This is a genomic window from Maribellus mangrovi, from assembly GCF_037646455.1.
GTDB lineage: Bacteria > Bacteroidota > Bacteroidia > Bacteroidales > Prolixibacteraceae > Draconibacterium > Draconibacterium mangrovi_A.
In genome coordinates, this window is record NZ_JBBIXN010000001.1 from 1,340,041 (window position 1) to 1,364,147 (window position 24,107).

At 42.1% G+C, this 24,107-nt stretch carries 19 protein-coding genes; 7 read left to right on the top strand and 12 right to left on the bottom strand.

The annotated features are described in order from the left end of the window. Positions 1-3: 3 nt before the first annotated feature. Both WFY05_RS05015 and WFY05_RS05020 read right to left on the bottom strand, forming a co-directional pair. Positions 4-1,506: a glycoside hydrolase family 10-like protein gene (locus tag WFY05_RS05015; protein ID WP_340111637.1), complete on the bottom strand. Its 1,503-nt coding sequence runs from the start codon at positions 1,504-1,506 to the stop codon at positions 4-6. 411 nt (positions 1,507-1,917) lie between these two features. Then, positions 1,918-2,502, bottom strand: coding sequence for a T9SS type A sorting domain-containing protein (locus WFY05_RS05020; protein ID WP_340111638.1), 585 nt, complete (start codon positions 2,500-2,502; stop codon positions 1,918-1,920). A gap of 274 nt (positions 2,503-2,776) precedes the next feature. Between WFY05_RS05020 and WFY05_RS05025 the strand changes: the two genes are divergently transcribed. The 3 genes from WFY05_RS05025 to WFY05_RS05035 all read left to right on the top strand — a co-directional run bounded on the left by WFY05_RS05025 (position 2,777) and on the right by WFY05_RS05035 (position 5,881). Continuing rightward, positions 2,777-3,454, top strand: coding sequence for a 2-phosphosulfolactate phosphatase (locus WFY05_RS05025; protein WP_340112264.1), 678 nt, complete (start codon positions 2,777-2,779; stop codon positions 3,452-3,454). Between the two features lie 86 nt (positions 3,455-3,540). Next, positions 3,541-4,659: an acyloxyacyl hydrolase gene (locus tag WFY05_RS05030; RefSeq protein ID WP_340111639.1), complete on the top strand. Its 1,119-nt coding sequence runs from the start codon at positions 3,541-3,543 to the stop codon at positions 4,657-4,659. A 55-nt stretch (positions 4,660-4,714) separates the two neighbouring features. Further along, the gene (locus WFY05_RS05035; RefSeq protein ID WP_340111640.1) at positions 4,715-5,881 is read left to right on the top strand and encodes a MalY/PatB family protein; all 1,167 of its coding nucleotides are present in this window, start codon (positions 4,715-4,717) and stop codon (positions 5,879-5,881) included. Positions 5,882-5,883: 2 nt separating this feature from the next. Here WFY05_RS05035 and WFY05_RS05040 read toward each other — a convergent pair whose 3' ends face one another. The 7 genes from WFY05_RS05040 to WFY05_RS05070 all read right to left on the bottom strand — a co-directional run bounded on the left by WFY05_RS05040 (position 5,884) and on the right by WFY05_RS05070 (position 14,467). Then, positions 5,884-6,867 carry a glycosyltransferase family 9 protein gene (locus WFY05_RS05040; RefSeq protein ID WP_340111641.1) on the bottom strand — a complete coding sequence of 328 codons (984 nt, stop codon included), beginning with the start codon at positions 6,865-6,867 and terminating at the stop codon, positions 5,884-5,886. Positions 6,868-6,946: 79 nt separating this feature from the next. After that, a complete protein-coding gene (gene atpC, locus WFY05_RS05045) occupies positions 6,947-7,189 on the bottom strand; it encodes an ATP synthase F1 subunit epsilon (protein WP_340111642.1) in 243 nt (80 codons plus the stop codon). Between the two features lie 16 nt (positions 7,190-7,205). Further along, entirely contained in the window at positions 7,206-8,711 is a 1,506-nt protein-coding gene (gene atpD / locus WFY05_RS05050; protein ID WP_340111643.1) for a F0F1 ATP synthase subunit beta, read from the bottom strand. Positions 8,712-8,846: 135 nt separating this feature from the next. Further along, on the bottom strand, positions 8,847-9,830 hold the full coding sequence (locus WFY05_RS05055) for a polyprenyl synthetase family protein (protein ID WP_340111644.1): 984 nt from the start codon (positions 9,828-9,830) through the stop codon (positions 8,847-8,849). Beyond that, positions 9,830-12,226 carry an efflux RND transporter permease subunit gene (locus tag WFY05_RS05060; RefSeq protein WP_340111645.1) on the bottom strand — a complete coding sequence of 799 codons (2,397 nt, stop codon included), beginning with the start codon at positions 12,224-12,226 and terminating at the stop codon, positions 9,830-9,832. The genes WFY05_RS05055 and WFY05_RS05060 overlap by 1 nt, the downstream gene beginning before the upstream one ends. A gap of 105 nt (positions 12,227-12,331) precedes the next feature. Next, positions 12,332-13,690 carry an outer membrane protein assembly factor BamB family protein gene (locus tag WFY05_RS05065; protein WP_340111646.1) on the bottom strand — a complete coding sequence of 453 codons (1,359 nt, stop codon included), beginning with the start codon at positions 13,688-13,690 and terminating at the stop codon, positions 12,332-12,334. A 54-nt stretch (positions 13,691-13,744) separates the two neighbouring features. Further along, positions 13,745-14,467 (bottom strand): protein-L-isoaspartate(D-aspartate) O-methyltransferase, encoded by a 723-nt coding sequence (locus WFY05_RS05070; protein ID WP_340111647.1) that lies wholly within the window; start codon positions 14,465-14,467, stop codon positions 13,745-13,747. Between the two features lie 236 nt (positions 14,468-14,703). On the opposite strand from WFY05_RS05070, the gene WFY05_RS05075 reads away from it, so the two are divergent. The 4 genes from WFY05_RS05075 to WFY05_RS05090 all read left to right on the top strand — a co-directional run bounded on the left by WFY05_RS05075 (position 14,704) and on the right by WFY05_RS05090 (position 17,611). After that, positions 14,704-15,291: a YceI family protein gene (locus tag WFY05_RS05075; RefSeq protein ID WP_340111648.1), complete on the top strand. Its 588-nt coding sequence runs from the start codon at positions 14,704-14,706 to the stop codon at positions 15,289-15,291. 60 nt (positions 15,292-15,351) lie between these two features. Continuing rightward, positions 15,352-16,518, top strand: a complete 1,167-nt coding sequence (locus WFY05_RS05080) for a porin family protein (protein WP_340111649.1) — start codon at positions 15,352-15,354, stop codon at positions 16,516-16,518. A gap of 66 nt (positions 16,519-16,584) precedes the next feature. After that, a complete protein-coding gene (locus WFY05_RS05085) occupies positions 16,585-17,160 on the top strand; it encodes a YceI family protein (RefSeq protein ID WP_340111650.1) in 576 nt (191 codons plus the stop codon). A 22-nt stretch (positions 17,161-17,182) separates the two neighbouring features. Continuing rightward, positions 17,183-17,611: an RrF2 family transcriptional regulator gene (locus WFY05_RS05090; protein ID WP_340111651.1), complete on the top strand. Its 429-nt coding sequence runs from the start codon at positions 17,183-17,185 to the stop codon at positions 17,609-17,611. A 526-nt stretch (positions 17,612-18,137) separates the two neighbouring features. Here WFY05_RS05090 and WFY05_RS05095 read toward each other — a convergent pair. The 3 genes from WFY05_RS05095 to WFY05_RS05105 are packed head-to-tail and all read right to left on the bottom strand — an operon-like array spanning position 18,138 to position 23,710. Continuing rightward, complete coding sequence (locus WFY05_RS05095) at positions 18,138-21,233, bottom strand: efflux RND transporter permease subunit (RefSeq protein WP_340111652.1); 3,096 nt, start codon at positions 21,231-21,233, stop codon at positions 18,138-18,140. An 18-nt stretch (positions 21,234-21,251) separates the two neighbouring features. Further along, positions 21,252-22,448 (bottom strand): efflux RND transporter periplasmic adaptor subunit, encoded by a 1,197-nt coding sequence (locus WFY05_RS05100; RefSeq protein WP_340111653.1) that lies wholly within the window; start codon positions 22,446-22,448, stop codon positions 21,252-21,254. A gap of 20 nt (positions 22,449-22,468) precedes the next feature. Then, positions 22,469-23,710 (bottom strand): TolC family protein, encoded by a 1,242-nt coding sequence (locus tag WFY05_RS05105; protein WP_340111654.1) that lies wholly within the window; start codon positions 23,708-23,710, stop codon positions 22,469-22,471. Between the last annotated feature and the right edge of the window lie 397 nt (positions 23,711-24,107).

A 24,107-nucleotide genomic window follows, 5' to 3' on the forward strand; every position in this document is an offset into this window, starting at 1 on the left:
CTTTTATAACTTCAATACCACCGGCACACTTATTTTACTTTCGTTGTTTAAGCGATCGAGCACAGATACCCGGACTTCATATTTCTTTCTTTTTTTGTTCAGCCGCTCCAGCTTTATCTCCTGATCTTTTTGAATGGCGTAAATAAACGTTCCATCCTCCGGATCAAAACTTTCACCTACTTGATTTAAATAAACCACATATTGCCAGGCTTTGTCCAGTTCGTTTTGAGTTTCGGTACTCTCCCATTTAATTTTTCGTCCGCGTTTTTTTAATGCTGAAATGGGTGCCGGAGGAGTATTGTCGAGCCAGGGCATTGGCGGAATTATTGCCGGTTTGCGGTACAGATCGAGTTTCAAACTGTCTTGAAAACCCAGCAGGTTTTTATTAAATGATTTGCTGCTAAAATACGCTTCTCCCTGGATTTCGGGTATGGTTCGCAACAACCTGATTTGTTTGGGTAACTGTCCCGGATCGCGCCATACGGGTGTTTGAGATTGCGGATCGATACGATACGGAGCCAAACCAATGTACATCGAGCGCCCGTAAGTGTGCTTGTCCCACCAGTTAACCAGCACTTCAAAATCGGCTGCCGGGTGACCAATGTACCAGTACAATTGAGGCAAACAGTAATCGATCCAGCCTTCTTTCTGCCATTTTATTATATTGGCATACAAATGGTCGTAATTGGTAGCACCGGCTCTTGTATCCGAACCGGTTGGATCATCGGCAATGTTGCGCCAGACTCCAAACGGACTGATACCAAATTTCACCCAGGGCTTTGTTGCTTTAATCGAATCGTTCAACATTTTTATGGTGATATCCACATTCTCGCGCCTCCAGTCGGCAATATCTTCAGGCAAAAATCCACGGTTGTAAAGAAAAAAAGAAGCGCTGTCGGGAAACGGTTCTGCAAGAGGATACGGATAAAAGTAATCATCCATGTGAATGGCATCGAGATCGTATCGTCGTACAATATCCTGTACCACTTTTGTAATAAAACTGCGCACACCCTGAACACCCGGATCGAAATACAATTTGTTGCCATATTTAAGAATCCAGTCGGGGTGCTGAAACGCAATGTGTGTTGTTGCCAGTGGATCTTCAGTATTTTGTGCCACACGGTAAGGATTTAACCAGGCATGCAACTCCATACCTCTCTTGTGACACTCATCAATCCAAAATTTTAGCGGATCGTAGTAAGGTGCCGGTGCTGTTCCCTGACTCCCACTCAGGTAACGCGACCACGGTTCGAGGTGTGAAGGATAAAAAGCATCGGCAGTGGGACGGATCTGCAAAATAATAGCATTCATTCCCAGTGCCCTTTGTGCCTCGATAATTTGAATGGCCTCCTTTTTCTGAGTATCACTGTGCAACCCGGGTTTTGTTGGCCAGTCGATATTAACAACAGTGGCTACCCAGGTGGCCCGAAACTCGTATTTTGGCTGCGCATTTACCTTGCATACAACCAGAAAAAAAAGGGTTAAAAACAGCAAATGTACTTTCATAAATTAAGTGGTATTATGTAGTACAAACTTAAACAATAACACGATTAATTAAAGTTGAACGCTTAAATTCTAAGTTGATTTCCTGTGGCCAAAAAAAATTCTATCTTTGCTGTGTAGAAAAGCTATAAAAAGGTAATAAGATATTTATGAAAAACCGGGCATGCTTTTCTGGCGTGCCTGCGGTTTATTAGGTTTAGTTGGTTTAGGTTAAAAAGGCTGTCAGTAGGGCAGCCTTTTCTTTTACTGCTGCACCAACACAGATTCTCAATCCTTCATCCTACATTTTACTATTTTATTCTTAAAGGCTATCGATTTCAGGTTTTCGCCAAATTCATCACCTGCAGTTTAAGGCCAAAAAAAGGCCGGTTCACAATCGAACCGGCCTTTCTAAACCAATAACATTTTCCTAATCTATTTCACTAAACTATAAGTAAATTCGTTGTTTGCAGAGCTCAATACAACATTGTAAGAACCACTTGCCAGTGCCGACAGGTCGTATCCGTTTACCATGTTGAAATCGCTGCCCAATTTGGTTTTGTATACCAAACCGTTTTCATCGTAGATGTTCAAAGCATAATTCTCACCATCGAAATTCAGGTAAGAAAGTTTTAATACGTCATCTGAAAATGCGAAGTACGGATCGAAGCGCATTTTAGATTCTCCAACGTAAATACCTGAAGTAGCTACTTCAAACTCTTTTGATAATCTGGTATCGTTAACTTTCAGCGTCAACGTGTAGTTACCGTTTTCCAACTCTTTAAAATCGTAAACTTTCTGATAACTATTTAATGGTTTGGCGCTTTGCTTATAATATACCAAATCACCATTGTTAGCGACAATACTTAACTCGAACACAGCAGCTTCATTATTGTGAATCGACACAACGGCTCTGTCCGGGGTTAAGGGGACTACGTTCATTTTGGGTTTTTCAACTGCGGTTGCAATTGCTACAATTGATACCGCTACTACTGTAGATAAAAATTTAATTGTTTTCATAACCATTCAATTTTAATGTTTAACATGAATGTCGATACAAACATATATGTTTTTCAACATAAATGCTATAAAACATGTCAACTATCTTGAAAGATTAAATATAAGCTTAACATAGGATTCTTATATAAGCGATAGGATTTCTTTATATCCTTTTATTTACAGACTTTATGTTATTTGGACATTTTGATATAACAAATTTCATGCCATTTATTTATTTCCAATATTAAGTTAATTTTATATACTTTCACAAAAACACGTAAAAATAAACATTAAAATCCTCCAACTTACAGGCGGTGCAAGAGATGCAGAAGGCTTAACAATTATAATTGATGTTTTCAGAGCCTTCTCAACTGCTTGCTATGCAATTGACCGGGGCATTGAAAAAATCTGCCCGGTTGGCGATATTGAACAGGCTTACGCCCTAAAAAGAGCTAATCCTGATTATCTTCTTGCAGGCGAAAGAAACGAACAAAAACCTGAAGGATTTGATTTTGGAAATTCACCTACCCATTTATTAAATGCCGACATTTCTGCCAAAAGCATGATCCATACCACCAGTTCCGGAACGCAAGGCATTGTAAATGCAGTAAATGCCGATGAAATAATTACCGGCAGTTTTGTAAATGCCCGAGCCATTGTACGCTATATAAGAAACAAAAATCCATTAACAGTATCGTTAGTATGTATGGGCTACGCCTGCCAGTATCCTACCGATGAGGATACACTTTGCGCAACTTATATAAAGAATGAACTGGAAAATCAACCTAACGATTTTGAATCGATGATTGAAACTATCAGAAATCGTGATGGCGCACGTTTTTTCGAAGAATCAAAACAGGAGTGGTCGCCCAAAAGCGATTTTGATCTGTGTCTCGATCTGAACCGTTTTAATTTTATCCTTAAGGCTGAAAAGGAAGGCGATCTGCAGGTATTACGAAAAATAGAGTGTTAGTATTCTTCCCATTTTAATATTACCGATAAATCTGCGCAAAAAACTTTATCTTAAAACATTGAATCTAACCAGAACTTGATCTTTTTATGTCGATTAAAACAATTTCCTATCGGCTGAATCTCTTATCGATTATCCTCGTGGGCTTACCGCTATCGGGATTGTTTGCCCAGGAAAGCATCGATGTCTCTTATTCTTTCGGATCAATATTGGTACATACAGCACAAATCGAGCCCATTGCGGGGAATCGTGTAGATGGTTTCTCACTAACTTATACCACAAAAAATAAACTGGGCGCGCAATGGAAACGCTATTACAATTACCCCAATTACGGATTTACCTATAAATACAAATCTTATAACTATCCGGAAGTTTTAGGACATGCGCATTCATTCACCACATTTCTACAATTATCATTTTTAAAGCGGCGCCGGATTTTTGATTTGGGGTTCAGGGGAAAAATCGGATTGGCGTACCTGAACAAAACCTACGATCAGGATACTAATCCGCTGAACACTGCCATCAGTTCGCATCTCAATATTGCAGCCGAAACACAGTTTTATTCAAAAATTCGTTTGCATCCCGTATTTTTTGAATATTCCTACGGACTGAATCATTTCTCTAATGGCCTTGTAAAAGCACCCAACCTGGGAATCAACAGTTTAAATCATCAGTTTTCAGTTGGATATGAACTGGAAAATCCAATCGACAAATACACCGTGCCTCTTCGACCCCGGGAGCCTTACATAAAAAATGAATACTGGATATACACCGTTTTTGGTACAAAAGAGGTTAAAGATCACGATAAAAGATTTGGATTCGTGACCATGTCGTTGAATTATTCAAGACAAATAAGCATGATCAATAAACTAGGATTCGGTTTTGATTTTGTGCGCGACGGAGCTGCCACGAAATATGCACGCGAGAACTACCATTACTCGGGCACAGAAGATCTCAACTTCCGCTGTGGTCCTAATCTTCAGACAGAATTTTTATTTGGAAGAACCAACTTTTTTGCAGCTTATGGCTTTTATCTAGGCAACACCGACTATTACACTACCCGGGCATACTACAAAGTGGGAACAAAAATCTACTTCAACAATTTCTTCGCAATTGCACTGATACGCGCGATCCCGCTATTTCGGGCCGAAGCTTTGCTGTTTGGTGTTGGCTACCGCATAAACGGAAAGAATCCAAGCCCGGATTAATTTTTTACAGGAAAAGATTTCGATTATCTTCGAATTCTCTAAAATATTACCTGTAATGAAATACAATTTTGACGAAATAATTCCGCGCGAGGGAACCAACTGCATCAAGCACGATGGCTTAAAAAAGTTTTTTAAGAAAGATGGTCTGCTTCCGCTTTGGGTCGCCGACATGGACTTCCGTACACCCGACTTTATTATCGATGCCATGAAAAGCAGGATGGAACACGAAATATTTGGCTACACATTCAGGCCCGACTCTTATTTCGAAGCCGTTGTAAACTGGATGAAACGACGCTTTGGCTGGGAGATTCAGAAAGAATGGATCAACTTTAGCCCGGGTGTGGTTGCCGGTCTTACACTTGGCATAGAAACCTTCTCGAAACCCGGAGACGGCGTGGTGGTAATGCCCCCGGTTTACTTTCCGTTTTTCGATTGTATAAAAGGAACGAAACGTAAAATGATCGAGAATCCGCTAAAAAAAGAAAACGGACGATACACTTTCGATCTGGAAGATCTGAAAAATAAAATCGATGAAAACACCAAACTGTTGCTGCTTTGCAATCCGCAAAATCCGGGCGGTATGGTTTGGACACGCGAGGAGTTGACCGCACTAAGCAACATCTGCCTCGAAAACGACATCATGATCATTTCAGATGAAATTCATTCCGACCTAGTATACAAAGGACATCAACATATCCCACTGGCCAGCATTTCGGAAGAAGTGGCCAACAACTGCATGATCTCGATGGCACCAAGCAAAACATTTAACGTTGCCGGCTTGTCCTCGTCTCTGGTCATTATTCCGGATAAAACAAAATTTGCACGTTACGAGCGTACGCTGGGCGTCGGCCACCTTGGAATGGGTAATATTTTCGGATCGATTGCTTTGGAAGCCGCCTACACAAATGGTGATGATTGGCTGGATCAGATGCTCGATTATTTATGGGACAACTACCTTCTGCTTGAAGATTTCATGACCAAAAACCTTCCCAAAGTTGAGGTGATGAAGCCCGAAGCGACCTATCTGGTTTGGCTCGATTTTACGGCCTATGGTATGAATAACGATGAACTGATTAAATTCACCATGGACAGAGCCAAACTGGCATTAAACGATGGTGGCCGTTTTGGAACAGGTGGCGACGGATGGTTACGTATAAATATTGGTTGTCCGCGAAGTATTCTTGAGGAGGCATTGCAGCGCTTGGGAAAAGCATTCGGATAGCTTTAATAGTTTTTTTCGATCCACTTTACAGCGGCAGCAATTTCAATATCGTTCATGCACCTGAAATGTTTTTTGGGGCATTTCTGATAGCCCAGTTTCGAACACGGACGACATTTCAGACCGGCAACTTCAAGCTTTTGCGATTCAGAATGAGCCAGATAAGGAGTCATTCCGAAGCTTGGAATTGTGTTCCCCCAAAACGAAAGGATCTTCTTTTTAAAAGCTGCCGCAATGTGCATCAATCCTGTATCGTTACTAAGCACCAGCCTCGCATCGCGCACCAGCGATGCTGACTGATTCAAGCTGATCTTGCCGGCGTAATTCAATACATTGCCTTTTGATTCTGACAGTATTTTTTCGCCTTCGGCCTGTTCACTTTTGCCCCCAAGCAAAATTACGGGATACGAAATCTGTTGACAAATCTGTGAAACTTTATCTACCGGTAACTTCTTTGTTGCATAAGTGCCGGCTATAACAAAAGCTACATAGCCATCCTTAAAAGTAGCCGGAAGATCATCATTATTAAAGGCTTCATTATCAGATATAAAAAAATCGAGGCCTTTACCATCGTCTTTTACATCGAAAACTGAAACGGTTTTCAGGTAACGTTCTACAATGTGCTGATCGGGAAGCCGGTTTATCTTAAATTTAACCATCAGCCACTTCTCCCAATTCAGTTTTTGAAAGGAAAAGGACGGGGCATCCAGACGGCGTTTCAATCGGTTACTCCTGATGTTCTGATGAAGATCGACAATATAATCGAACTGCTCTTCCTGAAGCTGAGCGACCAGCTCATTTATATTATCTCCAAACAGAAGTACTTTATCGATGTAAGGATTTGAGCTAACAAGTGAAGCATGTTTCTTCTTGGTAACGAAATGAACTTCGGCATTTTCAACCTGCTGTTTCAGACCGCGCACTACAGGCGTTGTCAAAACAATATCGCCAATAGAACTAAATCGTATGACCAGAAACTTAACCTTCATTCACTACACTTAAAATCCTCTTAAAAAATAAAAATCCCCGCAGAAACCTCTACGGGGAAATATAAGCATATTCTTATTCTTAAACTGATTCAACAAGTACAATAATTTTGTTGGCCTTGTTTTCTACTACACCACCATCAATTTCAAAAAACTGCTCTCTGCTATTCATATCCTCGATTTTAATGGTTCCTTTTTCGAGGGTAGAAATAAGCGGAGCGTGATTTTTCAGCATCTCGAAGCCTCCTTTACTTCCCGGAAGCTGTATCAGTTTTACTTCTCCTTCAAAAACCTTTTTATCGGGTGTAATAATTTCAAGGTACATGTTTTTCCTTTCTGAATTAATTTTCAGCCAACATCTTTTCGCCTTTCTCGATAGCTTCTTCAATGGTTCCAACGAGGTTGAACGCCGATTCAGGATATTTATCCACTTCGCCATTCATAATCATGCGGAAACCTTTGATGGTATCTTCAATCGAAACCAGTTTTCCTTCGAGACCGGTAAATGCCGAAGCCACAAAGAATGGCTGCGACAGGAAGCGCTGCACACGACGGGCACGGTGAACCACCAGTTTATCTTCTTCCGAAAGTTCGTCCATACCCAGAATAGCAATAATATCCTGAAGCTCGGTGTAACGCTGCAACAACATAATTACATCCTGCGCACAATTGTAGTGTTCGTCACCTACAATTTCCGGTGTCAGGATCCTCGAACTTGAATCGAGCGGATCCACAGCCGGATAAATACCCAGCTCTGCAATTTTACGGCTTAATACGGTTGTTGCATCAAGGTGAGCAAAGGTTGTTGCCGGGGCCGGGTCAGTAAGGTCATCTGCAGGCACGTAAACTGCCTGAACTGATGTAATGGAACCATTTTTAGTTGAAGTAATCCGTTCCTGCATCACACCCATCTCGGTAGCCAGCGTTGGCTGGTAACCTACCGCCGAAGGCATACGACCAAGCAAGGCCGACACTTCGGAACCTGCCTGTGTAAAACGGAAAATATTATCGACAAAAAACAAAATGTCGCGACCACCACCCGAACTTCCGTCGCCATCGCGCAAACTTTCAGCAATGGTCAGTCCCGAGAGTGCAACACGGGCGCGTGCACCGGGAGGTTCGTTCATCTGCCCAAAAACCATGGCCAGTTTCGACTCCTTCAGTTTCTTTTCATCTACTTTCGACAAATCCCAGCTTCCCTTCTCCATCGACTCCTTAAACTCTTCGCCATAATCCACAATGTTGGCTTCAATCATTTCACGAAGAAGGTCGTTTCCTTCGCGTGTACGTTCACCAACTCCTGCAAATACAGAAAGACCGGAGTGAGCAAGAGCAATGTTATTGATCAACTCCTGAATAAGTACAGTTTTACCTACACCGGCTCCACCAAATAATCCAATTTTACCTCCTTTTGCATAAGGCTCGATCAAGTCGATTACTTTGATCCCGGTATAAAGAACCTCGGTTTCTGTTGTCAGGTCTTCGTATTTTGGTGGCTCGTTATGAATATTTCCACCTTCTTTTGGCAATTGTTCCAAACCATCAATTGAGTTACCTACTACATTCAGTAGTCGACCAAGCGAAATTTCGCCCTTTGGCATTCTTATCGGACTACCCAAAGCATTTACTTTGGTTCCGCGTCGCAATCCGTCGGTAGAGTCCATGGCAACACAGCGAATGGTATTTTCACCGATGTGTTGCTGACACTCAACGATCAGACTATCTTTGCCTTCACGCGGAATTTCAAGTGCATCGTAAATTGCAGGAAGCTCACTTCCTTCATTTTCAAAACTAACATCAACAACAGGTCCAATAACCTGTATGATTTTTCCTATGCTTTGAGCCATATTGGATTAGATTTTTATAACGTTATTTCCGGTTTTTCTTTAAAATTTTAAACAGCTAACAAATTTAGCATTGTTTTGGTTTTACACAACCGGGCATTATTTATTTTTGAGTCGTTTTGCAGAATTAAACGTGCGCTACTGCTCTCTGGTCAACATTTTCAGTGTCAAATTCCGAAGCGGCTGTTTCACAACATTTTGAAAGGGTAAACCATCGAGAATAGCAATGGCCCGATTAAAATATTCGTCGGCTTTTTGTTCTGCATCTTTTTTTGCTCCGGTTTCATGGAAAATGGTTGTCACAGCTTCTATTTTTTCTTCCGGAATAAAGTCTGTTTTTTCGATCCACTTCAGCAGTTTTTTCCTTTTAACTTCAGAGGCATTTTCAAGCGCTTTTATCAGCAGGTAAGTTTTTTTATTGGCCAGAATATCACCACCTATTTTCTTTCCGAAGGTACGCTGATCGCCAAAGGTATCCAGCAGATCGTCCTGAAGCTGAAAAGCCAGTCCGAGGTTTTCACCGAACCGGTAGAATTCGTTGGCCACTTCTGTTGATGCATCGGCGAGCAGGGCTCCTCCTTTTAAGGCACAAGCGATCAATACCGCGGTTTTCAGCCGAATCATTTCCAGGTATTCTTTCGCCCGGACATCCAAACGATTTTCGAAATCCATATCGTATTGCTGCCCTTCGCAAACTTCGATGGCAGTGGTTGTGAATAAATCGATTGTCTCCAGCAGTCGCGGCGACTTACATTCAGCAAGGTATTTATACGACTGAAAGGCCATGGCATCGCCCGAAAGAATGGCACTGTTCTCGTTAAACTCGATATGCACCGTGGGCTTATTCCTGCGCACTTCGGCTTTATCCATGATGTCGTCGTGCAGGAGCGTGAAATTGTGAAAAACTTCAATTGCAAGCGCAGAAGGAAGTACATTCTCAATCTCTTCTGAAAAAATATTATAGGCCATTAACAGCAGCACGGGACGCAATCGTTTGCCGCCCATTCCAAGCGAGTAGGTAACTGGCTTATAAAGTTCTACCGGCATTCGGTCTAAAAGCTCTGCCGACCGTTTTTCGAGTTCCTTCTCAACCCGTTTCTGAAGATCTTCAACAGTGTACATCAGTTTTTATTTTCGTCATCGTTTGCAATCTCTAACTCTTCCAGCTCAATGTCTTCTTCTTCGTCGTAAATGTGCAACAGCGGCTCTTTAAATGCTTCGGTCGTGGTCAGTCTTTCAAGTCCGGTGAGCAACGATGGCAGTAAAATCAGGTTTGAAGTTACCGCAACCAACAGCGTCAGCGAAACCAGAATTCCCATGGCCTGCGTTCCGCCAAAACTGGAAATGCTAAATATTCCGAAACCAAAAAATAGCACAACCGAGGTGTAGATTATACTTACCCCGGTTTCTTTTAAAGCCAGCACAACCGACTCACGTATATCCCAGTTCGTAAGGTTAAGTTCCTGGCGGTATTTGGCCAGAAAATGAATGGTGTTGTCCACCGAAATTCCAAAAGCAATACTAAAAACCAAAATGGTTGAAGCTTTGATCGGAATTCCTGTAAAGCCCATAACGGCCGCTGTAAAAATCAGTGGAATAACATTTGGTGTGAGGCTCATAATCACCATTCGCCACGAAGAGAACATAAAGGCCATAAAAAGGGAGATCAGCAAAATGGCCAGCCCCAGACTGGTAAATAAATTTCGCAATAGATACTGCGTTCCCTTAAACGCTGTGATGCTCGAACCGGTAACCGTAATATCGTATTTATCGGATGTGAAAACCGAATCAATATCGTTATTGAAATCAGTATATAATTCCTTCATTCGCTTCACACCAACATCTTTTACACGGATGCTGATCCGAGTGGTTTGCCGCGTACTGTCGAGGAATGAGTGAAGCAACTGTGCATTTTCTTCACCGGTTGCAGCATATTGAAGGATAAAGTTTTTTTCACGATTGTTGGGCAGGCTGTAATACCTCTCAAATCCGTTGTAAAAAGCCTGTTTTGAGAATTTTAGCAGATCGAGCAACGAAGTCGGCCGGGATAACTCGGGATAAGCTTCCAGACGTTTTTCAAGCTGTTCGATTTTTCGAAAAGTAGTAAGTTGCATCACTCCCTGAGGCTTTTTGGTATCCACCATAATTTCGAGCGGCATCAGGCCATGGAAGTTATTTTCAAAAAACTTCAGATCGACATACACCGGATCGGTTTCCGGGATATCATCCACCATGTAACCCGAGCTTTTCATACGCGATATTCCATAAAATCCCACAATGAGAATGGAAATGGTAACAATGTAAACTGTTTTCCTGTGATACCGTGTAATGTACATCAGTTTATCAATAATGGACGAAACAATCTTGTTATCCAAATGCCCCACGTGTTTTGATGATGGCGGGCCGATCAAACTAAAAATAATCGGGATTAAGAGCAGCGACAACACAAACAGTCCAAGTATATTCAGTGAAGCAATAATTCCAAATTGCCTTAAAATATCACTCTTAACGATCATAAATGTGGCAAAACCCGAAGCCGTTGTAAGGTTAGTTAAAAAAGTGGCATTACCAATTTTTATTATCACGCGCTGCAGGGCTTTCACTTTATTGCCGTGGCTCACGTATTCGTGATGAAACTTGTTGAGCATGTAAATGCTGTTCGGGATTCCGATCACGATCAATAAAGGCGGGATCATTCCCGAAAGCAAAGTAATTTTGTAGCCAAACAACGAAAGCATTCCCATAGCCCAGATCACTCCGGTTATCACAATAAGTACGGGAACAAATACGGCTTTGAATGAGCGAAAAAAGAAGAACAAAACCACAATACAAATGGCCAGTGCCAGGGCGCTGAACATGTAAAGTTCCTTTTTAATTTTCACCGAATTCACAACCCGGATATATGGTAGGCCGGAATAATGCAGTTTTACGTTCTCGTCCTGTTCAAACGACTTACATACTCTCTGGATATCAGCGACCACATCCTCACGTTCCTTGCTTTTCATTTTCTCCTTGTTCACCGTAATGGCAAGGATGTATGCATCGGTTTCGGGGTTATAAACGAGGTCGCGATAAAAAGGTAAGCGCTTGAATTCTTTTGTGTATTCATCCAATTCTTCCTGGCTGCTAATGCTGTCGGGGAAAGCAGACACCACCCTGAATTGCTTCTTATCAATATCTTTTACCAGGTTGTAAGTGTTGGTTACAGAAAGAAGGTTTTCAACGCCATCAATTTTTGAGATTTCAGTACTCAGGCGTTTCCACCGGTTAAAATGATCCAGGTTAAAAAACGAAGAGTCTTTGATCCCAACAATGATCAGGTTTCCCTCTTCGCCAAAAACATCAACAAATTTCAGGTAATCTTTGTAGGCCGGGTCTTTCTTGGGTAATAATGAAGCATATTCGTACGACATTTCCACCTTTCGGGCATGATAACCAAAAAAGACGGTAATCAGCGCCAGTGCACTAATCAATAAAATACGATTTCTAAGAATAATTCGGGAAACCCTGACCCACATGCTTTTAAATCTATATCACCCAGCGAAAGTAGTACAATTTCTCCGATTTATGAAAAGTGAAGCCCCGTGAAACCCGCTATTTAAAAGTCTTTTTACAGAGTGATATTATTTGTTTGCCGAAACCGCAATAAGATGTCTTGAAGTACGAAACAACAGGTAATCTTCTGCAATAGCAGGTGTAGACATGCACACTTCGTTTAGGTTATTTTCAGCCAGCAGTTCGTATTTTTCGCCGGCTTTTACCTGATAAACCACACCGTCGTTATCTACAATATATATGATTCCGTCGGATGCTACGGGCGAGGAAGTGTAACTGTTACCATGCCCCACTTTCTCTGAATATATTTCTTCTCCGGTTGATGCGTTGTAACATGTTAAATTGCCGTTCCATCGGGCATTGTACAAATAATCACCATAAAGCAGCATGGTTCCCATATACGCGCCACCGCGAAGTTTTGCCCATTTTACATAGTCATACGAAGTTTCATCTTCAGCCAGTGTAAGATCTCCGGAAGCTTCTTTATCAATGGCCAGTATTGGCGATACCTTTCCATGGGCACTGTTAAAATAAACCAGGTTTTCGCCAACAACAGGCGAAGGTATAGGAATGTCGCCACCTCCCGACATGCGCCACACTTCTTCTCCGGTTTGAAAATCATAACCGCCACGATGTTTATAACCGTTTACTGTAACAATATCACGCTCGCCATCGGAATAAATGTTTGGTGTACACCATCCCGGATATTCATCGCGTTCCTGCTTCCAGAGTTCTTTGCCGGTTTTTAAATCGAATGCTGCAACAAACGAGTTTTCGTGTACATCGCATTGAATAATGACCACATTTTTATAAATAAGCGGTGAGCTCGAAAATTCCCACTCGGCATCGGGTACCAGGAAAAAATTCGATTTCAACACGCCAAAGTCTTTTTCCCACTGTAGTTTTCCATTCATATCATAACAGTAGAGTCCTTCGGAGCCAAAAAAAGCGACCACATACTTACCGTTGGTTGCCGGGGTACAATTGGCATGCGACGACATTGGATGACGTTTCTGTTCTGGAATCCCGGAACAGGCAGTTTGTTTCCATTTGATTTCTCCACTCTTTTTATCCAGACAATAAACTTCCCATTGGTGAACAGAAGCATCGGGCACCGAACCGATCGATCCGTAAATACCGGTTTTTATTTCGCTACTATCCGATTCACTTACTGCGGTTGTCACAAAAACCTTATCGCCCCACACAATCGGGCACGAATGTCCCAAACCGGGTATTTCGGCTATCCAGGCAATATTTTCTCCGGTTTCAATATTCCAACTTTCAGGAAGATTGGCTTCATCGAGCACACCCGACACAAAATTTCCACGGTACATACTCCATTGTCGGGCGGGATCAACCTGCTGACTGCAGGCTGTAAAAAACAATGCAATAAGTGTTAAAAAACAAAGGAAGGTTGATTTAGTCATGATCTGATTTTTGCACCCTAAAATAATCAATTTTCGAAAGCCCGTTAAATTAAATCAATACTTATCTCCTTCGTCGTCGAGCATGGGCACAAAACGTACGGGCAAGATCTTTTTTTGCCTCAATTTTCCTTTTCTCTTTTGCATAAGTACCAGATGCTGAACCTGGTTTTCACCCACCGGAATAATCATTCGGCCACCTTCAGCGAGCTGTTCTTCCAGCGCTTTTGGTATGTGAGTAGGTGCGCAGGTGACAATAATGGCATCAAAAGGTGCTTTTTCCTTCCAGCCCAGGTAACCGTCACCAACTTTACAGAAGATGTTCCGGTAGCCTAATTTTTTAAATGTGGCTTTGGCTTTTCGGGTAAGGGCTTCAAAAATTTCGATGGTGAAAACTGAATCACAGATTTGAGCGAGAATAGCAGCCTGATATCCTGATCCGGTACCAACTTCCAACACGCGATCGGTGTGCTGCAGATTTAACGCATCGGTCATAAAAGCCACAATAAATGGTTGCGAAATGGTCTGGCCTTCGTCAATGGGTAAAGGATAATCGTTATAGGCATACCGAACATATTCGGGTAAAACAAATTCGTGCCGGGGCACCAAAAGAAAAGCATCCAAAACAGTTTTATTAGTTATACCACGCGCTTCGATTTGCTTTTTAACCATGTGGTAACGCTCCGTCGAATAGTTATTTCCCTGTCCAAAAACCGCCATTGTTAAGAAAAAGCTAACAGAATGGATATAAATAACCAATAATTGTAACTTTAATTTCATCCCGTAACTTTCAAAAATTAACGAAATTAATTTCAAAAAGTTCCTGAATAAAATCCTGATTAACAATCAAAATTCCATCGCAAAAATTGTTTATTAACCAATATCCAAGGGAAGTCCGGAAGCCTTCGGATTATTTATAATCCCGGAATTCATGACTTTTCTCAGTTTGAGTAATCGTTTTTCCAATTTATCTTTGTCCTACTATTCCGATAGGATTAATAGTTAAATTAAATATCATGAAAAAATTGAATTTTAGATACCTGATTTTAAGCGCTTTAATTATATCAGCGCAATTAGTTGCCAACGCAGATGTTCCTTTTCGTTTAGATGGAGCAGCGAGTAAAATGGTTATTTCCGGCACCTCATCAGTTCACGACTGGGAGATCGAAGTTTCGGAATTTGAATGTGATGCGGTTGTTAAAACCGATGAAAATGAAACATTTTCAATATCAGATGTAAACGTGGTTTGCGAAGTGGAAAATGTGAAGAGCCATAACAAAATAATGGACAACAAAACCTACAAAGCACTCGATGGCAAAGATCACCCGAAGATTACATTTAAAAGTACCGAACAAGTTACCATATCGGAAAATGGTAAAGCCAGTATTAAAGGGAAGCTGAATATAGCAGGCATATCAAAAGAAGTTGTCTTGCCTTTCACTGTGGCCGGCGAAAACGATTCATCAGTAAAATTAAACGGTAAAATACCGGTAAAAATGAGCGATTACGGCATTGAACCTCCGACAGCTATGATGGGCGCTCTAAAAACCGGCGACGAAGTGGTGATCAGCTACGACATTGTTCTGCAAAAACCTGCGAAATAATAAAAAGGAGCCGGAATTCTTCGGCTTTAGTAATAACGTAAATTATCTAATTCTATTAAAATGAAAAGATTTATTCTTGTAATTACTGCTGCTTTTGTAAGCATGTTATCGTTTGGCCAGCAATTCGAACAGGCCAAACTGGATCCAAGTACTTTTGAAAAACTGAAAGTAAAAGTTGGAGCCGATTTCGCCATACAAATGCAAGCGCTCGACCATGAGGCAGATGTGGAATTGATTGATCTGAAACACAATTTCAATCTACCAACTGCCAACCTTAGTATAATCTCCGATTTAGCACCTGGTATTCAGTTGCACATGAACACGTACTTGTCGTCGCGACACCACAACGAAGCATGGGTTGAAGGCGGATACCTGCTTATCGACAACATGCCGTTTTTGCCGGCTGCCGATAACGTAATGAAGTACCTTACGCTTAAAGTTGGTGTTATGATGCCCGACTATGGTGATGCGCATTATTTCCGCAGTACCAACGCGAGTGTTTTGAACAACCCGTTTGTTGGAAACTGGATTATGGATGCCTACACCACCAATCCGGGAATGGAAGTGATGTTCCGTAAAGATGGATTTCTGGCTTTGGTAGGAACCAACAACGGACGTTTGAACTATGGCCGTGGCGGCGACCTTCTTGAAGACCTGGTATTTAACTGGAAAGTAGGTTACGACAAAAACATTACCGACGATTTAAGAGTAAGAGCAACCTTGTCGGGTTACCACGTTGGCGAAGGCCACAGCGGATCGTACCTTTGGGGCGGCGACCGCGGTGGTGCCCGTTACTACAACGTAATGCAAACTGCCGAGGGCGAGGGCGACAACTTCCGCTCAGGACGTTGGGATCCGGGTAGCGGCCAGTCGCAAATGAACAGCTACATGGCTAACTTATTCGTAAAATTCCACGGGTTGGAAGTTTTCGGTATCTACGAAAACATGAAAGGTATAAGAAACGATGCCGATCAGCATTTTACACAAACTGCGGCACAAGCACTTTACCGCCTGGGAAGTTTCTACATCGGAACCCGTTACAACCATGTTGATAACAACGACGGATCGAAAGTTGACCGTACCAATTTTGGCGGAGGTTGGTTTATGACTCCGAATGTTCTGGTTAAACTCGACTATGTTAATCAAAAATATGATGGACCGGCTCACGGAGAGATTGATGGGGGCAAGTTTAATGGAGTAGTAATTGAAGCTGCTATTTCGTTTTAAACTCCGGAATAATGCAAGATTGTCCGGTCATTCAACCGGACAATCTTCTTTCAAAAAAATCAAACATTGTATATCCACAAAAAATACCGTTTAATATTCCTGCTTTTAGTTTTTTGTTTTCAACTTTCTGCTGACGAAAACAGTTCTGAAAAACCCGACGATTGCAGCAATTATGTGCTAATCCAGGGTTCATCGAACATCAACAAGTTCGAATTTGTTAACCACAACCCCAACATCAAAAAAACAGATTCTTCGGAAAAATACGAGCCGCACACCAGAAACATTTACATTCCCGTATACGATTTTTCAGGCCCCAATAAATTAATGCTCAAAGATTTTTACCAACTGCTCGATGCCCGTAATTTCCCATTCATCAATATAAAACTTGAATCGTACGATACCGCTGAGTTTGATGAAGAAACCGGAGGAACCTTGCTTAAAACTGAAATTACCATTGCCGGTGAAACCCGCGATTATATTATCCCCTGTGAAATAGATCATTGCGAAAATAAAGGCATGGTTATAAAAGGCAACCTCGAAGTGAAGCTCTCGGCATTTAATATTGAAGCACCGCGAAAAGTTTTGGGGACCGTAAAAGTTGATGATGAGGTTTTTATTACTTTTTCTTTTAATTATATTTGAAAGCATATTCAACTGACCGCAAGTGAAATTCAGTACAAAAACCAGGTACGGGGTTCGTGCTATTCTTGAAATAGCTATGAACGATTCTGAAAATGGCATCTATCAAAAAGACATTGCCAAAAATCAGAACATTTCTTACAAATACCTCGACCATATTATGAATGCGCTAAAAGTTGCCGGCCTGGTAAGTAAAGCTGCGGGCCGAAAAAGCGGTTACATTCTCACCAAAAAACCTACTGAAATTACCATCAACGATATTCACAATGCATTTGAACCCGGCGTTTGTGTCGTGGACTGTTTATCGCACAATTACTCGTGCAAACGCGAAGGAAGATGTGCATCAAAAGGTTTCTGGGGACAACTGAACAACCAGATCATTGAATACCTGAAAGCCACTACCATCCAGGACCTGATGGAGAACCAGGTTAAGCTGGACGATATTGTGAATTAATTTTCATTATTTGGGAACCTCCTTGTAAATCGTAGCAATTATAGTTTATTTCATAATGTTGCATTTAGGTTAGCTTCCTGATATTTAGCTTATTCCTAATAAATTGATTTTTTTGAACGGTCATTCTTTTGTCTTAATGCCAGACAGGCAGCCCCTTTTGCATTCGATCAAAAGGGACCAAAAATCTTGTCAAAAATAACCTTTGCGTTTATTCAATGGAACACATTAGCCCGACTGACGGATTTTTGACGAGACCGCACAAGCTTTCCCTCAGGCCCGCCTTCAGGAAAATGCGTTAAGAAATCAAGATCATGTAGCGCTGTAAAAGAAAAGCTGTTTGAGCCCCGATGCTTAAATCGGGGTGAGTTCTTTTCTTTTAGCGGAATGAACTTGATTTTAGCAATTTTCATGTCAGCGGTGGCTTTTTTGAATACTTTTTCAGCTATAGGAAAAAGTATTTCCTGTCTGGAAAGACAGATGCATATAATTGACACAGTAAACTTTAACTAATTTGATCAACGTTTAATCAACCAGAAATTTCAATTGATTGCTTTTTCTTTCCTTTTTTCTGTTCCATCCAATGATAAACAATAGGCAGCACCATTAGAGTAAGTAAGGTTGATGTGATCAATCCTCCGATAACTACCGTGGCCAGCGGACGCTGTACTTCGGAACCCGGACCGGTGTTAAAAGCCATCGGGATAAAACCAAGACTGGCCACCAAAGCCGTCATAAGTACCGGACGCAGACGATCGGCAGAACCTTGAATAATCAGGTCTTTCAACGATCCTTTTTTCTCCTTTCGAAGTTCGTTTATGTGATCGATCAATACAATACCGTTTAACACTGCCACTCCGAACAGGGCTACAAAACCAATACTTGCCGAAACTGAAAGGTACATTCCGCGAACCCATAATAGAAAAATTCCGCCGGACAACGCAAATGGCAGGTTCAGTAAAATAAGAATGGCATATTTCATCTTACCGAAATTGAGGTACAGCAAGCCGATAATAATAAAGATGGAGAGTGGCACAACCAGCAAAAGGTGGCGCATTGCACGACGTTGATTTTCGAATGTTCCCCCGTAATCGATAAAATAACCGGCCGGTATATTTGCCTTGTTCTGAATTTCCTCCTGAAGGTTCGAAACATAAGATCCAAGGTCGATGTCCTTAATATTGATTCCAACAATTAAGCGGCGCCAGCCATTTTCGCGTTGAATTTCGCGGGGACCTTCCTGTAAAATAATTTTAGCCACCCGTTTTAACTGCACATAATCGCCGTTGGGTAAATGCACCGGAACATCCTGAATTTTATGCAATTCGTCCCGAATATCTTCCGGATAGCGCACTGCAATACCAAAGCGGCGCTGACCTTCGTAAAGTTGACCAACCTCCTGGCCGCCTATTCCGGCTTCAATTACCTGTTGAACATCGTCTACATTCAAACCAAATGAGGCTACAGCTTCGCGATCAATTTCGATGGTAATGTAAGGTTGTCCCACTGTTTGCTCCACATAAAAGTTATCGGTTCCTTTCAATTCGGGGAGCAAGTTCGAAATATTCTCACCAACTGCACTGAGCACATCAAGCTCTTCACCATAAATTTTCACGGCCAAATCGGATTTTACCCCACTGGTCAATTCATCAACACGCATAGCAATGGGTTGTGTAAAATTGTACGAAAGTCCGGGTTCTGTTTCCAAGTAGGGTTGGATCTGAGCAATGATATCCTCTTTGCTGATTCCTTCCCGCCAATCTTCTGCCGGTTTAAGAATAACCCACACATCGGTTTGGTGTACTCCCATCCAGTCGTTGGCCAAATCCGAACGTCCTGTTTTCGGCACCACGGTTTGAATCTCCGGGATATTTTGAACCAGTTTCCCGGCGAGCCAGTTGGCATTTTCAATCGATTCGTCGAGCGTTACCGAAGGCATCCTGACCTGCTCGATAAGAATGGAACCCTCATCCAGTTCGGGAATAAATTCTGTTCCCAATCGTGTCATTAAAAATGCTGAAGCTGCGAAGAGCAATCCGGCCCATGTTGCAACAAACCACTTTCGGTTCATATACAGTGCCAGCTGCGATTTATAAAGCGGCCTCAAAAAGTCGATCAGAAAATTCCTTCTCACTTTCACTCCTTTTCGGAAAACGATGGAGGATATTGCCGGAACAAATATCAGTGCCAGCAATAGCGATCCCAACACAGCTGCGGCCACGGTAATTGCCATCGGGCGGAACAAAATTCCCTCCATTCCGCTGAAAGTCATAATCGGGACATAAACCATCAGAATAATCAGCACCCCAAAAAATATGGGTCGAACCACTTGTTGTGCCGATTTTCGGATGACCTCACTTTTATTGGCACTTTTATCTTTTTGAAGTCCGTGAACGATGTTTTCCACCATCACCACCGATCCATCGACCACCATACCAAAGTCGATGGCACCCAAACTCATAAGATTGGCTGCCAGTCCGAATTCACGCATGCCAATAAACGCAAAAAGCATGGAAAAAGGAATGACCATGGCAACGATCAGTGCACCTGAGATTTCGCCGAGCAATAGCAATAAAACCACAATCACCAGGAAACCACCTTCCAGCAGGTTGGTAGAAATGGTAGAGGTTGTGCGGCTGATCAAATCCGACTGATCGTAGAATTTTTCGATGCTGACCCCTTCAGGTAAATTTTGGTTGATATTATCAATTTTTTCTTCGATGGCTGCAATTACTTTTCGGCCATTTCCTCCGCGCAGCATCATTACAATTCCGGTAACAATTTCACCTTTACCGTCCTGGGTGACGCCGCCTTGCCTGATTTGTGTGCCAATTTCAACCGAAGCCACATCTTTAATAAAAACCGGCTTGTTGTCGATGTTGGTGATTACAATATTTTCAAGATCGTCGACTTTATTGATTTGCCCCACTCCTCGAATGATAAACTGCTCACCATTGTGTTCAAGATAATTTCCTCCAGAAACACTGTTATTTGCTGAGATCGCGGTAATCACATCTGATATTCCAATATCGAACATTCGCATTCGTCCGGGTTGAACTACTACATTGTATTGCTTTACAAATCCACCAAATGAATTGATCTCGGTGACGCCCTTCACCACTTTTAACTGCGGAGCGATCAGCCAATCCTGGATTTCGCGCAGTTCGGTAAGCGAATAATTTTCGCCCCGAACAACGTACTGATAAATTTCGCCTAAAGCCGTTGTTATGGGCCCCAGTTGCGGACTGGAAACATCGGGAGGCAGTTCGTCGGTTATCGATTGCAAACGCTGGCTCACCATTTGCCGGGCAAAATAAATATCGGTGTTCTCCTCGAATTCTACGGTAACGGCCGATAATCCGAATTGAGAGATCGAGCGGACTTCGGCCACATCGGGTAAGCCGTTCATGGCTGTTTCAATGGGATAACTCACCAGTTTCTCCACATCGTACGGCGAGTACCGGCCCGCCTTTGTAATCACCAAAACCTGCACCGGAGTTACATCGGGCAGCGAGTTGATGGGCAACTGAATCAATGAGAAATACCCGGCAACTGCCATGAGAATAACCAAAGCCAGGGCTACAAATTTCTGACGAACACTAAATGTTATGATCTGTTTAAGCATGGTGTTTTCTTTTCCTGGTTATTCTTCAGAGATAATATCAAAGCGCGAAAGTGCCTTCAAACTGAACACATTTGACACAGCCACTTCTTCACCTTTTTCCAAACCGCGATCGACAAAAACATTTTGATCCCTCATTTCGGAAACTCCGATATAACGTTTTTCAAAAACACCATTAGCCTTTTTTACAAACACCACCGGATCGTTTCCATCGTATGTCAATGCTTTCACCGGGATAGCAATAATTTCTTTTTTCGACGATGTGGAAATTGACAAGCGTACATTCTCACCGGGTTTTGGCCAGCCGTCTTTTGTGGGTACCAAAATATTTGCAATAACCGAACGGCTACTTTCATCCAGACCGGGATTAACCGATGTAATGGTGGCAACCAGTAAATTCTCCTGTTTCTCACGTTTCGAGACGTCAACAGAATCGCCGACATTAATCATCCGTGCATCGTCAGGCGACAGGTAAGCTCTGATGAGCACATCGCGGGTATCGAGTACCCTAGACAAATTTTCGAGTGCATTCACCGACTGCCCGAGTTCAACAAAGTTTTTCTCGATTATTCCATCGATGGGAGCCGAAATTTTGAGCACAGGATCAATGTTTTCCGCTTCAGTAAACGCTTTAATCTCCTGATCGGAAACACCAACTGCCTTGAGTTTTGAATAACTTGCCCGGGCGGAAGCATACGCCCGATCGTACTCGGCAGTTGCCCGCTCCAATTCACTGGTCGAAGTAATGGTTTCTTCCACCAGTTGTTTTATCCGGCTCAATCGGTTGGTCTGGTAACGCTCTTCGGCAAAAGCCTGGAGGTATTCCGAAACCAGTGTTCCAAATTCGAGGCTTTGAATCTCGAAAAGCACTTCACCTTTTCGTACCCACTGCCCTTCGAATTTATTCACTTTGCTAATTTGCCCGTTTATTGGAGTGCTAATGATGCTCCCATGATTAGGTGCCGGAAAAACCACTCCCGGTGCCGATACTGTATAATCGATAAAATTGTTGCTGACTCTCAGCGTCTCTATACTCAGTTCTTTTTGTTCTTTTTCTGATAAGTGGATCAGGTTGGAATTTTCGCTTTCTCCCTTCAGCGAAGGTGGCAACTCTGTTTGTTCTGCGGGTTTTGTTTGTTCTTGATTTTCGGAAGAATGGCAGGACAGCAACAATGTTGAAATTCCTACAAATGCCAGGAGTAATAGTATTTTTCTCATGAGATTAAATTTGTTTGTGTTTAATAGACCAGGTCTTCATCGAGGTATTTTTCCAGTGCAATCAGTTGCAGGTAATAATCGCGCAACGCCACCAGATAACTTTCTTCGCTCATTAAATAAGTTCGCTGTGCATTTAGCAGGTTCAAAAGGTCAACTTCGCCAAGTTGATATGCTCTTAAAGTAAGGCTCTGTAAATGCGCTGCTTTATCCTGCATCGTATTGTTGTAGCGTTCAATAATTTTTCGGCTAACCGAATAGTTGTGCCAGGCATATTCGATCTGCTTTTTCATATCGAGGCGAATTTCCTGTTGCTTCCACTGAATTTCTTCCTGCCGGGCTAGTGCCGTGTTGATTTTTCCGCGCTGATCCAAAGGATACCAGATGGGAATTCTTAACCCTACTTCAAAACCCTTGTAATCGTAGCCTGATCCGTAATCCTGGGTGTACAAATTCAGCCGGATATCAGGAAGAATATTACTTCGGGCTTCTTTTATATAAAAGTCGGTGGCCATTAACTCATGCTCAGCCGACAAATAATCAGGTTGATTTTCCTGAACGGCCAGGGTCATAATCTGCGAAATTTCAATATCAGTGGCTGCCAGCGTATCCGAAAACTGGATGCTGTATTTTTGTTCTTCAACAGGTAATCCCATGGCAAAAAACAAGCCGTACCGAGCCTGATGCAAGGTCCATTCGGTTTGGTCGAGATCGTTTTTCGACTGCTCGAGCTGCAATTCGGCATTCGCCAGATCGATCCCGTTTCCCATTCCGGTTTCAAATTTGGTATACACGGCGTTGTACAGCTCCTGCGAAAGTTTTAACTGATTTTGTCGCGACTTTTGCAGGCGAAGTGCATAAAGTACCTCCACATACTTGCTTTTCACTGCCGCCTTAATTTCGTTCTCCCTTGCTTTTATCCTAAGTTCAACGGCCTTAACTTCCTCAGCCAGTCCCTTCATTCGGTAAGCTGTGGTGAGCGGAAAATCGATCTCCTGTGAAATGGTGATTCGTTGTTCGTCAAAAGCATCTCCCGGCCCCGACGAAATTCCCTCTTTAAAATAGCTGATCTCCGGAGCAGAGATTCCTGTCTCCATGCGCCTGGCGTTCTCTTTTTGCTTAAGCTGCGCATATAGTTGCTGTAGCTCGGCGTTGCGATCGTAGGCCGATTGAACCGCCATGTTTATTGTTAACAGGGAATCCTGACCAAAAGCCTGAATACAAAATAAGAACAGACCAAATAATAGTAATGTGTATTTGTTCATTTACTGCAAGTTGATTTTTTTAAGTTTAAAAGTTTTGTATCCTAAACATTCTTATGTTAAAATATGTTTGTTGCGAGCTCCTGAAATTTAACAGCTTTTTTCCTGTCTAATTTCAGCCTCATGTTTATTCGACACCAAATGTTGAAAAACCTTGCGCGGAAATTAACTTATTTACGAACGCAGTTAAAGTACTGAACTCAAAAATCTAAACCATTTTTCTACTAAATTAAGAATCTGATTTTCAAACACAAAACCAAATATTAAATAATGAAAAACTTTATTTGATGATCCGTATTTTTTACCATATCTGATGCTTAATCGAAAAAATTAATCGGCTCCAAAAACACATTCAAAATCGGTTTTTTGGCACTAAACAATAACTTAACATTGGCTTTTC

Bases quoted from the DNA above. Each gene is read 5' to 3' on its own strand.
- WFY05_RS05070 (WP_340111647.1), bottom strand. From the start codon at position 14,467: ATGAAATTAAAGTTACAATTATTGGTTATTTATATCCATTCTGTTAGC.
- WFY05_RS05060 (WP_340111645.1), bottom strand. From the start codon at position 12,226: ATGTGGGTCAGGGTTTCCCGAATTATTCTTAGAAATCGTATTTTATTG.
- WFY05_RS05105 (WP_340111654.1), bottom strand. From the start codon at position 23,710: ATGAACAAATACACATTACTATTATTTGGTCTGTTCTTATTTTGTATT.
- WFY05_RS05015 (WP_340111637.1), bottom strand. From the start codon at position 1,506: ATGAAAGTACATTTGCTGTTTTTAACCCTTTTTTTTCTGGTTGTATGC.
- WFY05_RS05020 (WP_340111638.1), bottom strand. From the start codon at position 2,502: ATGAAAACAATTAAATTTTTATCTACAGTAGTAGCGGTATCAATTGTA.
- WFY05_RS05100 (WP_340111653.1), bottom strand. From the start codon at position 22,448: ATGAGAAAAATACTATTACTCCTGGCATTTGTAGGAATTTCAACATTG.
- atpC (WP_340111642.1), bottom strand. From the start codon at position 7,189: ATGTACCTTGAAATTATTACACCCGATAAAAAGGTTTTTGAAGGAGAA.
- atpD (WP_340111643.1), bottom strand. From the start codon at position 8,711: ATGGCTCAAAGCATAGGAAAAATCATACAGGTTATTGGACCTGTTGTT.
- WFY05_RS05035 (WP_340111640.1), top strand. From the start codon at position 4,715: ATGAAATACAATTTTGACGAAATAATTCCGCGCGAGGGAACCAACTGC.
- WFY05_RS05040 (WP_340111641.1), bottom strand. From the start codon at position 6,867: ATGAAGGTTAAGTTTCTGGTCATACGATTTAGTTCTATTGGCGATATT.
- WFY05_RS05065 (WP_340111646.1), bottom strand. From the start codon at position 13,690: ATGACTAAATCAACCTTCCTTTGTTTTTTAACACTTATTGCATTGTTT.
- WFY05_RS05030 (WP_340111639.1), top strand. From the start codon at position 3,541: ATGTCGATTAAAACAATTTCCTATCGGCTGAATCTCTTATCGATTATC.
- WFY05_RS05095 (WP_340111652.1), bottom strand. From the start codon at position 21,233: ATGCTTAAACAGATCATAACATTTAGTGTTCGTCAGAAATTTGTAGCC.
- WFY05_RS05080 (WP_340111649.1), top strand. From the start codon at position 15,352: ATGAAAAGATTTATTCTTGTAATTACTGCTGCTTTTGTAAGCATGTTA.
- WFY05_RS05055 (WP_340111644.1), bottom strand. From the start codon at position 9,830: ATGTACACTGTTGAAGATCTTCAGAAACGGGTTGAGAAGGAACTCGAA.
- WFY05_RS05075 (WP_340111648.1), top strand. From the start codon at position 14,704: ATGAAAAAATTGAATTTTAGATACCTGATTTTAAGCGCTTTAATTATA.